The sequence below is a fragment of the Streptomyces sp. NPDC019396 genome (assembly GCF_040632375.1).
In the GTDB taxonomy this organism is placed as follows: Bacteria; Actinomycetota; Actinomycetes; order Streptomycetales; family Streptomycetaceae; genus Streptomyces.
In genome coordinates this window covers 76,325-88,825 of sequence record NZ_JBEYBS010000019.1, presented here as the reverse complement: position 1 = coordinate 88,825, position 12,501 = coordinate 76,325, and the positions used below count along the sequence as shown (strand labels likewise).

The window sequence follows — 12,501 nt, the reverse complement described above, 5'->3', positions numbered from 1 at the left end:
CCTCGCCGATGAGGAGGGTGCCGTCCACGGCCCGGGAAGCGCGGTGGTCCAGGCTGCGGTGAAGCTTGACGGCGAAGTCCATCGCGGTGAGATCCACAGCCGGGGACCTGACCGGGTCGCTCGCGTCCGTGATCGGAGTTCGCCGGTGATGTCCGGCTTCCTCAGGGAGTGACGGTGAACGTGTCGTCGAGCCAGTCGAAGATGCGGGCCAGCGAGAGGCGCATGGCGCCGGGGTGGCAATGAGCGCCGGCTCCTTCCTCCGCGGTGAACAGCATCAGGGTCTTGGAGCAGGTGAGGTGGTTGTAGAGCCGTTCGGGCTGGCCCTTGAAGAATTCGTCCTCGGCGGCGTCGCAGACGAGGGTGGGGCACTGGATGCGTTCGGCGATGCCGTCCTGGACGGTGTAGTCGAGGTAGGAGGCGCTGAAAGCGCGGGGGGTGTCGACGCCCATGACGTACATGCCGTGATTGATGGCCCACCGTGCGGTCGCGTCCTGGGCCATGATCTGCTCGAAGCGGGCGTCGAGTTCGGGAGCGGAGTCCGCGCGCAGGAGCCGTGCGGCTTCGTCGCGGTCGCCGGGGATGTTCCGGGTGGCTATCGCGCCGAGGTCGTAGACGCCGTCGACGGTCACGAGTGCGGCGAGGCGGTGTTCGAAGGCGGCGGCTCTGGGAGCGAGGACGCCGCCCATGCTGGAGCCGAGCAGGGCGATACGGCTGTTGTCGACCTCAGGCAGGCTTTCCGCGAAGTCGACCACGGGGGTGATGACGTTCTCCCAGTCGGGACGGAAGACCAGGCCCTGATGGTGGCGTGGTCCGGGCTGTCCGGGTCCGTCGAAGGTCAGCACGGTGTAGCCGCGTTCGACGGCCGCCAGGGCGCCGCTGAAGTGGAGCTCTTCGGCGGTGCCGTCGAAGCCGCTGTGCATGATCAGCATCGGCCGGGGTGTGCCGGTGGTGTCGGCCCGGTAGAGGTAGCCGGGCAGTGTGGTGTCCTCGTACGGGATGCGGACCGGTTCGATGCGGGGGGTGTACAGCGCGGCGGCGGCCTGGAAGCAGGCCACGCTGCGGTCGTAAGCGTGGTCGTGGCGGGGGTCGCACGGGTGGCCGTGCAGGAAGAACTCGGCCGACCGGTAGTAGTTGGAGGCGCGCAGGAACCCGTCCCGCGCGCTGACCGTGTGACCGGCGTCCAGGGCCTTCCGGGCCTCGCCGGCCACACGGTCGGCGGTGGCGAGCCACTCGTCGTGCCAGCTGTCGTAGTCGCCCTCGACGATCCGCTCACTCGTGGAGACCACCTCGCCGAAGTCCGCGCCACCGTAGGCGATGTGGCTCATCGAGCGCAGGGTCTCGTACCAGAACTGGGGGTTGTCGGGGAAAAGCAGCTGCCTCATCACACTCTCCTTAAGCACAGATCTGTGCGTATGGATGGACTGTAGACCGCCGGTGCGTCATGAAGCAAATATTTGTGCTTACGATGAGGGCATGAGCCCGAACGAGCCGACCCCACGCACCCGCCGACGCCCCGAAGAGGTCCGCGCGGCCGTCCACCAGGCGGTCATCGACCTGCTGTCCGACCCCGAGGGCGCGGACCTCACCATCCCGGCGATCGCGCAACGCGCCGACGTGAACCACACCAGCGTCTACCGGCGCTGGGGCAGTCGTGAGGCACTCCTGGCCGACGTGGTCATCACCCGACTCGAGCGGGACTGGCCACTGGTGGACACCGGCACCCTGCGCGGCGACCTCACCGCATGGGCGGAAGCCGGGGTCGCGAGCATCCGAAAGCCCGAAGGCCGGCTCCTCGTGAGGGCCATCGCCCTTTCGATGCCGGGGAGCGCCCAGGCTCAGGCGGAGCGTGCTCAGCACTTCGAACGCCGAATCCACGCCATCGAACGCATCCGCGAGCGGGCCGTATCCCGCGGTGAAACCCCCCCGCCCCTGGAACAGATCCTCGACCAGCTCATCGCACCGCTGTATCTACGAGCGATCTTCGGCATCGACCCCCCGGCCACCGGCTACCCGGAACTCCTCGTGGAACGGCTCCTCGGCAACGCGGGCAACGCAGCGACGGCCTGAGCGAGGGGCAACCGAACCCGCGGCTCCCGGACACCCGTGTCTGCAGGTACCAGCAGCCGTGGATCTGCCACGTCCAGGCGCTCGAGGCGCGTCAGTCCTTGCACCGCCGAAGTCGCCCCAAGAGGTCTCGGTCAGGTCGCGAGCACCCCTGAGAAGGGTCCGCAGGCCATGCGAGAGTCAGGTGCCCGGGGGAGTGGGAGGCAGTCTTGCTCGATGCCCGGCTCGTCTGGTTCGTTACGGCGTGTTGGTGAAGGAGCGTCGGTAGGAGCGGGGTGGCACTCCCCGGCGGCGCACGAACTGTTCGCGAAGGACGGCCGCGCTCCCGTATCCGACGCGGTGGGCGATCTCCTCGATGGGCAGGTCCGTGGTCTCCAGGAGTTCTTCGGCGCTGCTCAGACGCAGGCTCCGCAGCCAGGCGTGGGGAGTGGTGCCGGTCGCGGCGGTGAAGCGGCGGGCGAAGGAGCGTTTGCTCATCAGGGCACGCCGGGCCAACTCCGCGACGGGAAGCGGTTCGTGGAGGTTCTCGCGTGCCCACGCGAGTGCCTCGGCGAGACGTCCGTCGGCGCAGTCCTCGGGGGCGGGGGTGGCCAGGTACTGTGCCTGTCCGCCGTCGCGGTGGGAGGGCAGGACCACGTCCCGGGCAACGGCATTGGCCATCGCGGCTCCGTACTCCCGCCTCAGCAGGTGCAGGCAGAGATCGAAGCCCGCGGCGGCTCCCGCGCCCGTGATGATGCGACCTTCGTCGATGTAGAGGGCGTCGGGTTCGACGGTGACCATGGGGTGGCGGCGGGCGAGGAGTTCGGCGAACCGCCAGTGGGTGGTGGCCCGCCGATCGTCGAGTAGTCCGGCGGCGGCGAGCGCGAAAGCACCGACGCAGTGGGCCGCGACCAGTGAACCGCGCTCGTGTGCGGCCGACAGCGCATCGAGCACGGTGGGAGCGGGTGGTGTGCGGAAGCCGGCCCAGGGCAGGGCGATCACCAGATCCGCTGCGGCGAGCCGGTCCAGGCCGTGCGTGATGGTGAGCGGCACGCCGAGGTCGGTGGGCACCGGCCCGGGCCGGTCAGTGCACAGGGCGAAGTCGAAGCCGGGCAGTGCCTCTCCGTGCGAGCCGAAGACCTCGGCGACGATGCCGACGGCGAGCATGCCGACTCCGGGCGGTGCGTACGCGGCGACAGTCACGAAGGAAGGCACACATCCAGTGTGGCACTGATCCTGCGATCAGTGGCATCTGTGCCACTCGTGAACGACCGGCCTGACCGGAAGGATTGAGGCCATGACAGACGCACCGCTCGGCCGCAGCGCCGTGTACACGATCCTGACCACCGGATACGTCGGCTCCACCGGCCCCGGAGTCGCCGCCACCGTGTCCTACATATCCGACGCCGGCCGGCATGTGATCTTCGACCCGGGCATGGTGGCGAGCCGTGACCGTATCCTCGCCCCGCTCGCCGAGTTGGGGCTCGGCCCCGACGACATCACCGATGTCGTGCTCAGCCACCACCACCCGGACAACACCATGAACGTGGGCCTGTTCGGACGGGCCCGGGTGCACGACCACAAGGTGGAGTACCTCGGCGATCAGTGGAGAAACCGCGACGCGGAGGGCTACGAACTCACCCCGTCGCTCAGGCTGATCCGCACCCCGGGCCACAGCGCCGAGGACATCACCCTGCTGGCGGGCACGGATTCGGGCGTGGTCGCTTTCGCCGGTGACCTGTGGTGGCACGCGAACGGTCCGGCGGACGACCCGGTAGCCCCCGACCGTGAGGTGTTGCGCGCCTCCCGGCTCCGGGTGCTGACAGCCGCGCACCTGATCGTGCCCGGCCACGGCGGCCCGTTCAGAGCTGACGACACGACGCCACGCTAAGGGCTGTCCCGCCCCTGGCGCGTCCCGCGGCGGACTACAACGCGTCGACCGCTGACACCTTCCAGCCGTCGGAGGTCCGTGTGAGCGTCATCCGCACCCGGTTCAGGTCGACGCGGGGCCCGTCGACCTGGGTGCTCCGCGTCACCTGGTTCACGAAAAGCAGCACGATCGCCTTGTCGGGCGAGGCCGATACCACCGAAGCCGCGGAGGCATCGCGTCCGGGCGGGGAAGCCACTGTCGCCTTGACCACTCCCTGGTACTTCTTCGCGGTCGGCGCCACCACCGCCTTGGTCGTCCTGCGGTACTCGTCCTGGAAGGATCCGGTCAGATGTCCGCGCGCGGCGGCGAAGTCGCGGTCCAGATGCCGGTAGTCGTACGACAGGACGACGGGAGCCGCCGTCCGCGCGGCCGTGAGTGCCTGCTGCCGCGCCTGCTCCGCCCGCCGACCGTCCGAGTAGTCCTGGGCGAGCAGGACGGTCCCCACCAGGGCGGCCGCCGACAGCACGGCGAGCAGAGCCATGACCAGCCTGCGCCACCCTGCGCCCGAAGGCCCGGCGGTGCCTTCGGCCTCCGGCTCCGCGGAGTCCTGCTCCGGCTCCCGTTCCTTCTCCTGCGCCGTCTCCGTGCCGGGAACACACCGATCGGAGTCCTCCCAGTCCGGCGCCTCCCAGTCCGGTTCGACGCTTTCCGTTTCCGGCTCCTTCGTGCGCAGGGTGCGTCCGCAGACCGATCCGCGCGGGGACGGTCCGGTGGGCCGGTCCCCGGATACTCCCAGGGCGATGCTGTCGTTGCGCGCGGTGCGCTTGGCCGCCGCTCGGACGGCCGCGGTCATCGAGCGGCGAGCGGGGGAGCCGACGCCACGGCCTCGGGTGATCGGGTTCGCCATGGGCTTTCTCCTCACTGGTGGTGCGGGGATGCGGGTGTGCGGAAATGCGGGGATGCGGGCCGGCAGAGGTGCAGGGGTGCCGGGGCGCGGTCGGCATCGGGAGCGTCTGTCGTCGCGGCCCCGTCTTGGTCGGACTCCGGACGCCCGTCAGCCGACGAACTCGACATCGGACGTCAGCCAGCGACCGCCTTCGAGCACGAGGTCGAGCTGCAGCCGGTAGGTGCGCGCCTGGCCCTCGGGGGCGGCCGTATTGGTCACCTTGCTGTCGGCGACCACCAGCACGCGGGCGGACTTCTCCTCGGCCCGGGTGATGCCGGCTTCGAGCACCTGCCCCTGGGAGACCGATCTGTTCGCGGCGACCAGCTTCGTAAGCTCGCCCGTCTGCGCGGCGAACTCCTTCTTGAAATCGCCGGTGGCGCCCCTCAACACGTTCTCGCTGTCCTTCTTGTAGTGCCGGTAATCGAGCGAGGTGAAGTTCATGGCCGATTGGCGGGCCGCCGCCAGGATGTCCTGGCGCCGCTGTTCCTGCGCTCGTTGCTCTTGCACTTGAAAGCCGAGCCAGACGGCGAGGACCGTCGTGACGACGGTCGCCGCCGCCAGGGACACGGGCATCGCCCTGCCACGACGGGCGGCCTCCGCCGTCCTCGACCACAACCGGCGAAGCAGCCGCACCGCGCGCCCCGCGACGTTTACTGTCATGCCATCGGCCCGACGAGCAGCCATTGCCACGAGTCCTTTCCGAATACGCTCTGTTGGCCGCCGGTCGAGCCGATCTCGACTGGCGTTCCGTCCGGGCCCGCGGCCGTGCCGGTCTCGGGGTCGTACGGGGTGACATGGGCGGCCCTGTCCGCGCCGGAACCGCTTCGCCCCGAGGAGCTGGGGGCGTTCTGCGCGCCGCGCACCGAGGTGGGGCCGCCGCGCGGGGCCGAGCAGTGTGCTCCGGTGTTCGCGGGCCGCTCGCTCGTGTCCGACGGGTCGCGCCGCTGCGTCCCGTATCCCTGCCGGCACGACGGCGGCTCGTCCGCGTTGACCACCAACCCGAAGTGGGTGGTGCCGTCGCCCGGGACCACGGTGTAGCTGCCCGCCACCACCACGGGGAAGGTGACCAGGGCCTGCTCCACCCCGGGCAGCCGCGCCACCGTGATCTGGCCGCCGCTGATCAGATTGCCCAGCAGCACCGGCAGATGGGGTCGGGTCGCCGTCAGCAGCGAGTTCACCTCCTGCGCCGCCGGCGTACCGGAGCCGACGAGCTTGCGGATGTCGCCGTCGCTCGACTTCAACTCGGCGGAGAGCGCCGCGAGGTCGCGGGAGAAGGACCTGATGGCGGAACCCTTGTCGGCCTGCGTCTTCAGGACCTTCCGTGAGTCCTCTATCAGCGAGACCGTCTGCGGCAGGGAGCGGGAAGCGGACTCGACCAGGGCGTTGCCCGAATCCACCAGCCGGCTCAGCTCAGGGCCCGTGCCGGCGAACGCCTTGCCCAGTTCGTCCACCGTGATGCGCAAGTCGTCCTTGCCGACGGAGTTCACCAGCCGGTCCAGACTCAGCACGAGGTCCGTGGTGGGCATCGGCACCCTGGTGGAGCGGCGGGCGATGGTGCTGCCGTCGCGCAGATAGGGGCCGCCCCGGCCCCGCGGCTGCAGATCGACGTACTGCTCACCCACCGCCGAACGGTTCGCCACGACGGCCACGGTGTCCGCCGGGATGCCCGGCCCGTCCTCGATGTCCAGTGCTATCGAGACCCCGTCCCGGCCGGTGAGCCGCAGCTCCCCGACACGGCCCACGGGCACACCGCGGTAGGTCACCTCTGCGCCGGGGAAGACGCCTCCCGAATCGGCGAAGTCGGCCCGTACGGTGTACCCGCGGTCGAGGAGGGCGTCGGTCATCCCGGTGTAGCGGGCGCCGACATACGACACGCCGACAGCGGTGACCGTGGCGAAGGCGACCAACTGGATCTTGACCGTACGTGTGATCACGGCTGCATCCCCTTCAGCATCAGTTCCGCCAGGGCGAGATCGACCCCGGGCGGGAAGCGGCCCTCGCTCCGGGTGCCGTACGACACATGACCGCCGGTACAGAGTGGCGGGCACAGCGGGGCGCCGTCCGGGGGCGGCGGGGCAGTGCCGGGCGCGTCAGGCGACGGCAGCGAAGTCGGCCGGGGGACTCCGGGCACCTCGGGAACGCCGGGCACCCCGGGAAGGGGAACGTCAGGAACACCCGGCTTCTTCGGGTCGTCCGGCTGCCCCGGCTTCTCGCCGAGATTGCCGTAGATGCCCGCCAGATCGAGATCGGCGGTGATCCTGAGATTGACGTAGTCGCCCTTGATGGCGTCCGTCGCGTTGCGCGGGAACGGATACGTCGTCATGAGCTCCAAGGCGTTGGGCAGATCACTGCCCGCCTTGTTCAGCTGTTCCAGGATCGGCCGCAGACTGCGCAGATTGGCCACCACGTCGTCGTGCGACGCATTGACCACCTTCGTGCCGGTCTCGCTGAGCTTGGACAGGGACGTGAGCATCGCCGTCAGCTTGATCCGCTGGTCGGCCAGAACCTTCAGCGCGGGCGGGAGGGTGTCGACGGCCTGGGCGATCGTCTCCTTCTCCCGCCTGAGCCGCTTGGCCAGCCGGTCGACGCCGTTGAGCGCGCGGACGATCTCCTTGCGTTGTGCGTCGAGCCCGCCGACGAAGGTGTTCAACTCCGTCAGCAGGGACTTGACCCGGTTCTCCCGCCCCTCCAGGGCCTTGTTGAGCTCCGTGGTGATCGTCTTGAGCTGGGTCACCCCACCGCCGTTGAGCAGGGCGGACAGCGCGGAAAGCACCTCTTCGATCTCGGGATTGCGGCCGCTGCGGGACAGCGGGATCCGGGCGCCGTCGCCGAGTAGCCCGACGGACGCCGCGTCCACGGGTGCCGACAGCGCCACGTACTTCTCGCCGAGCATGCTGGTCTGCCGCAACTCGGCGACCGCGTTGCCGGGCAGCTTCACCGACTTCGAGATGCGCAGACCGACCCGGGCGTGCCAGCCGTTCAGCTCCACTTTCTCGACCGAGCCCACGGTGACGTCGTTGACCTTCACCGCGGACTGCGGCACGAGGTCGAGAACGTCCTTGAACTCGACGGTGACCCGGTAGGCGTCGTCACCGGTGGCCGCTCCGCCGGGCAGCTCGACGTCGTACAGACCGTTGAAGTCGCAGCCCGTAAGAAGCAGCGAGCCTGCCGCCGCCCACACGGCCGCACTCGTACGGATCAGCCTCCGGCGCTCCACGCTCATGCGCCCGCCTCCAGGATTCCGCCAAGGGTCCGGTCGACCGAGCCGGGGCCGGACACCGGCCGGGTGCCGCCCGGTCCGAACTCCGGCAAGGAGTCGAACAGCTTCTCCAGGTCCCGGCAGTCCGCCGCGTTGCCGTCCCCGGTCGTCCGGAGCACCGAGCACAGCAGCGCGGCCGGGTCCTGCGGGTGGTCCGGGTTGTTGCGGGTGTCGAGGGTTCCGGAGGCCGGGTTGTATGCGTTCTGCAGATTCGAAAGCCCCGCGGGCGCCACCTCCAGCAGCTCGGCCAGCGCGGCGCGCTGGGTGACCAGCACCTTGGTGACCTTGCTGAGGCCCTCCACATTCGACGTCAGCGACTTCTTGTTCTTCCTCACGAAGTCGGAGACATCGGCGAGCGCCACGCCCAGGTGCCGCAGCGCGGCCGCGAGGTCCTTGCGCTCCCCGGCGAGCTGGTCGGCCACGTCGGCCAGGCTGTCGTTGAACGACCGGACGTTCTTGTCGTCGGCGCCCAGCGCGGCCGTGAAGACCTGCAGATTGCGGACCGTGCCGAACAGGTCCTGCCTGCCGTCGGACAGCGTGGTCACGGCCAGCGAGAGATCCTCGACGGTCCGGTGCAGGTTCTCGCCCTGCCCCTCGAGGTTGTCCGCGCTCACGCCGAGCAGCCGGGACAGCGAACCGTCCTCGTTGGCTCCCCGCGGGCCCAGTGCCTCGGCTGTCGTGTGCAGACTGTCGAAGATCCGGTCCAGCTCGACGGGTACGGCCGTGCGCTGCTCCGTGACGACATCGCCGCTGCTCATCGCCGGCCCGGACCGGTACACCGGCAGCAGCTGGACGTAACGGTCGCTGACCACCGAGGAGTTGATGATCGCCGCCTTGGCGTCGGCGGGTACCTTCCGCCCGGCCTCGTACTCCAGCTCCACCCGTACCCGTCCGCCTTCCGGAGTGATCGCCTTGACCTCACCGATCCGTACGCCCAGCACCCGCACATCGGAACCGGGATAGATGCCGACCGTGCGCGGGAAATACGCCGTGACCCGGACCGGGTCCGGCTTCGGCCACATGACGACGGCGACCGCGGCGACGACCGCCAGCGCGGTGGCCAGCGCCGCCCGGCGCAACTGGCGCCTGCGCAGCGAACCCGAGCCCGTCAGACGTATGCCTGGCAGACGCATACGGGGCGGATGCACACGGGGCAGACGCGTGCTCATGAGGAACCTCCCGTCCGCGGAACCACCGGAGTGGCGACCATGTTCTGGATGTAGCTGTCGAACCAGCGGCCGTTGCCGAGTGTGTTGGTGAAGACCCGCACATACGGCGCGAGCAGCCTGACGCTGCGGTCGAGACTGGCCTGATTGCGCTCGAGCATCGTGACCACCGAGTTCAGACCTGCGAGCGCCGGTCCGATCTCCCTGCGGTTGTCCTCGACCAGGCCGGACAGCTGGATGCCGAGGGCGGCCGAGCTCTTGAGCAGCGTGTGGATCGCCGCCCTTCGCGCGGAGATCTCCTTGAACAGCGCGTCTCCGTCCTTGACCAGCTTGGAGAACTCGCCCGAACGCTCCGCCAGCACACCACTGACCCCGTTCGCGTGGCCGAGGAGTTCACGCAGCGCCTCGTCGCGGGAAGCGACCGTACGGGAGATCTTCGACAGGCCCTTGACGGACGCCCGCACCTCGGCGGGGGAGTCCTCGAAGGTGGTGGAGATGGTCTCCAGGGCAGTCGCCAGCCGCTCTGTGTCGACCTTCTCCGTCGTCGTGGTCAGATCGCTGAATGCCGACACGACGTCGTATGCGGGAGTCGTCCGGTTCAGCGGGATCTCGCTGCCCGGCTCCAGCTGCCCGGAACCCTTCGGCTCGAGTGCGAGGTACTTGGCCCCCAGGATCGTCTTGACGCGGATTGCAGCGCCCGTCCTGGTACCGAATCCGGGGTCACCCTTGACCCGGAAGGCCACCCTGACATGGTCTCCGTCCAGATCCACCTCGTCGACCTTGCCGACCTTCACCCCGGCGATACGGACCTCGTCACCGGGCTTGAGACCGCCCGCCTCCGAGAAGGCCGCACTGTAGGTCTCCCCGTCGCCGATGAGAGGCAGGCCGTCGGCCCTGAACGCGGCGACGGCGAGGAGCCCCAGCGCGGTGAGGCCGCACGCCCCGATCACCACGGGATTGCGCTCGCGGAACGGCACCATCATGTGCACCTCGCACGGGCGACGTGAAGCTCGGGGGTGAGGACCTCCCGGGTCTTCGGCAGCACGATCCGGCCGTCGAAGTCGCAGAGGTAGAAGTTGAACCAGGAGCCGTACGAGGCCGTCCCCGTCAGCTTGTTGAGCTTGTTCGGCAGCCGCTTCAGCACGCCCTCCACCGTCTTCTCGTTCTTGTTCAGCGTTCCGGTGAGATCGGTCAGCCCGGCGATGTCGTCGCGCAACGGAGGTCGGGCGTCCTCCAGCAGGCCGGATGTGGCCTCCGTCAGCTCGCCGATGTTCACGAGTGAGTCACCGATGGGCTTGCGGTCGGCCGAAAGCCCGGAGATCAGCCGCTGCAACTGCTTGACCAGTCCGGAGAAACGGGCACCGCGCTTGTCCAGCGTTCCGAGCACCGTGTTGAGGTTGTCGATCACCGAGCCGATCAGCTTGTCGCGGTCCGCGAGCGTGGTGGTGAGCGAAGCCGTGTGCGCGAGCAGGCTGTTCACCGTTCCGCCCTCGCCCTGGAGCGTCTTGATGATCTCTGTGGCGAGCTGGTTCACGTCCTTCGGGCTCAGCGCGGCGAAGAGCGGCTTGAATCCGTTCAGCAACGCGTTCAGATCGAGCGCGGGCTGGGTCCGGGACAGCGGAATCCGTCCGCCCGGGGGCAGCCTGGTGGAGTCGCCGGAGCCCTCCGACAGCGCGATGTACCGCTGCCCCACCAGGTTGCGGTAGCGGATGACGGCGCCGGTGTCGGCGAGCAACGGACGGCCCTGGGCGACGGAGAAGGTGACCTCGGCGAGAGTGCGGTCCTTGATGGTGATGTCCTCCACCTCACCCACGCGTACACCGGCCACCCTGATGTCGTCGCCTTCCTCCAGACTGGTGACATCGCTGAACACGGCGCGGTACGTGTCCTCGGGAGTGAAGGAGACGGTGACGATCGTGGCCGCGAGCAGCGTCGTCGCGAGCACGGTCACCACGGCGAACAGACTGAACTTGAGCAGCGGCGACGCGGTCTGCCCCGCGCGCCTGGCTCCTGCGGGCGTCATGCGACACTCACCGCCGTTCCCCGGGCCATCGGCCCGAACAGCAGCGTCGCCACCGCGGGCACCTCATCGGCCGGCACACCCATGACGGGCGACACGAGCGAACCCACGGCACGCTGCTCCGACTCGGTGGCGGACACTCGGGGCGCGCCCGACGTACCGTCGTCGAGCCTGGTGGCGGGTGCCGGGACCCGCGGATGGGGCATCCCGCGGCAGTCGGGCCCGGAACGCTCCGCATAGCGCGGTTCCTCGCCGGGCCGGTACGCCGGCCGGGGCCGGACGACTTCGAGAGTGATGCGCATTTCTCCGCCTCTGAAAGCCTGTTCCGACGCGGCTTCCTGCCTCACCAGGCCTTTGAGGAGACAGGGGTACTCGGGCGCGTAGCGGGCGAACAGCGCCAGTGTGGGACGGGATACCCGGCCCAGCGTGATGAGCCTCCCGGCGTTCTCGTCGAGCACCTCGTCCGTGGTCCTGGCGACGGTCGCCGTGGAGGTGAACAGGTCGGCCAGCTGGTCCCGCTTCTGCACGATCGTGCGGCTCGTGGTGACCGTGTTCCGCAGGATCCTCATCAGATCGGGCGCGGCGTCCCCGTACACCTCGGCCACGTCGGCGAACCGCGAGATGTCCTCCTTGACCGAGGGCATATGGGGGTTGATCCGGTGCAGATAGTCCTCCAGGCGGGTGAGGTTGTCGCCGACGCGGTCGCCGCGGCCGTCGAGCGCCGTGGCGAATGCCGAGAGCGTGGCGTTGAGCTCGGCCGGCCGCACCGTGCGCAGCAGCGGCAGCAGGTCGTTCATCAGCTGCTGTAGCTCGATGCCGACCCTGGTGCGGTCCTGGGTGATGACGTCCCCGGCGCGGATGTGCCGGGCCGAGGACTCCCGGGAGGCCACGAGGTCGACGTACTTCTCGCCGAACAGCGTCTTGGGCAGCAGCCTCGCCCGCACGTCGGACGGGATCCGGGCGATGTGTTCGGGCTTGAGCGCGATGTCGAGCGTCGCCTTCTCACCGTCGGCCCGGACCTCCCGCACCTCGCCGACCAGCAGCCCGCGCAGTTTGACGTCGGCCCGGGGCTCCAGCTGGTTGCCCAGCGTGCCCGCTTCCAGCGTGATGCGTACGACGGAGACGAAGGCCTGTTGGTACACGGCGACGGACAGCGACAGCAGCAGCGCGATGACGGCGATGAACACCATGCCGTAC

12 protein-coding genes are annotated in these 12,501 nt (G+C 69.4%); 2 read left to right on the top strand and 10 right to left on the bottom strand.

Going from position 1 to position 12,501, the window contains the following annotated elements; translation table 11 throughout:
* Positions 1–161: 161 nt before the first annotated feature.
* On the bottom strand, positions 162–1,382 hold the full coding sequence (locus tag ABZ532_RS22085; protein WP_361286180.1) for an alpha/beta fold hydrolase: 1,221 nt from the start codon (positions 1,380–1,382) through the stop codon (positions 162–164).
* 91 nt (positions 1,383–1,473) lie between these two features.
* Between ABZ532_RS22085 and ABZ532_RS22080 the strand changes: the two genes are divergently transcribed.
* Positions 1,474–2,067, top strand: coding sequence for a TetR/AcrR family transcriptional regulator C-terminal ligand-binding domain-containing protein (locus ABZ532_RS22080; protein ID WP_361286177.1), 594 nt, complete (start codon positions 1,474–1,476; stop codon positions 2,065–2,067).
* A gap of 234 nt (positions 2,068–2,301) precedes the next feature.
* On the opposite strand, the gene ABZ532_RS22075 is transcribed toward ABZ532_RS22080, so the two are convergent.
* Complete coding sequence (locus ABZ532_RS22075) at positions 2,302–3,210, bottom strand: helix-turn-helix domain-containing protein (RefSeq protein ID WP_361286380.1); 909 nt, start codon at positions 3,208–3,210, stop codon at positions 2,302–2,304.
* A gap of 130 nt (positions 3,211–3,340) precedes the next feature.
* Here ABZ532_RS22075 and ABZ532_RS22070 point away from each other — a divergent pair, with 130 nt between their 5' ends.
* A complete protein-coding gene (locus ABZ532_RS22070; RefSeq protein WP_361286174.1) occupies positions 3,341–3,934 on the top strand; it encodes an MBL fold metallo-hydrolase in 594 nt (197 codons plus the stop codon).
* Positions 3,935–3,968: 34 nt separating this feature from the next.
* Here the strand turns inward: ABZ532_RS22070 and ABZ532_RS22065 are convergent, their stop codons facing one another.
* The 8 genes from ABZ532_RS22065 to ABZ532_RS22030 form a co-directional block, all read right to left on the bottom strand.
* Positions 3,969–4,820 (bottom strand): hypothetical protein, encoded by an 852-nt coding sequence (locus tag ABZ532_RS22065; protein WP_361286171.1) that lies wholly within the window; start codon positions 4,818–4,820, stop codon positions 3,969–3,971.
* Positions 4,821–4,967: 147 nt separating this feature from the next.
* On the bottom strand, positions 4,968–5,432 hold the full coding sequence (locus tag ABZ532_RS22060) for a hypothetical protein (protein ID WP_361286377.1): 465 nt from the start codon (positions 5,430–5,432) through the stop codon (positions 4,968–4,970).
* Between the two features lie 83 nt (positions 5,433–5,515).
* On the bottom strand, positions 5,516–6,793 hold the full coding sequence (locus ABZ532_RS22055; protein ID WP_361286168.1) for an MlaD family protein: 1,278 nt from the start codon (positions 6,791–6,793) through the stop codon (positions 5,516–5,518).
* A complete protein-coding gene (locus tag ABZ532_RS22050) occupies positions 6,790–8,082 on the bottom strand; it encodes an MCE family protein (protein ID WP_361286165.1) in 1,293 nt (430 codons plus the stop codon). Before ABZ532_RS22050 ends, ABZ532_RS22055 begins: the two co-directional genes overlap by 4 nt.
* Entirely contained in the window at positions 8,079–9,251 is a 1,173-nt protein-coding gene (locus ABZ532_RS22045) for an MCE family protein (protein ID WP_361286374.1), read from the bottom strand. The genes ABZ532_RS22050 and ABZ532_RS22045 overlap by 4 nt, the downstream gene beginning before the upstream one ends.
* 32 nt (positions 9,252–9,283) lie before the next feature.
* Entirely contained in the window at positions 9,284–10,264 is a 981-nt protein-coding gene (locus ABZ532_RS22040) for an MCE family protein (RefSeq protein WP_361286371.1), read from the bottom strand.
* Positions 10,264–11,307, bottom strand: coding sequence for an MlaD family protein (locus ABZ532_RS22035; protein ID WP_361286162.1), 1,044 nt, complete (start codon positions 11,305–11,307; stop codon positions 10,264–10,266). Before ABZ532_RS22035 ends, ABZ532_RS22040 begins: the two co-directional genes overlap by 1 nt.
* Entirely contained in the window at positions 11,304–12,494 is a 1,191-nt protein-coding gene (locus tag ABZ532_RS22030; protein ID WP_361286368.1) for an MCE family protein, read from the bottom strand. Before ABZ532_RS22030 ends, ABZ532_RS22035 begins: the two co-directional genes overlap by 4 nt.
* Between the last annotated feature and the right edge of the window lie 7 nt (positions 12,495–12,501).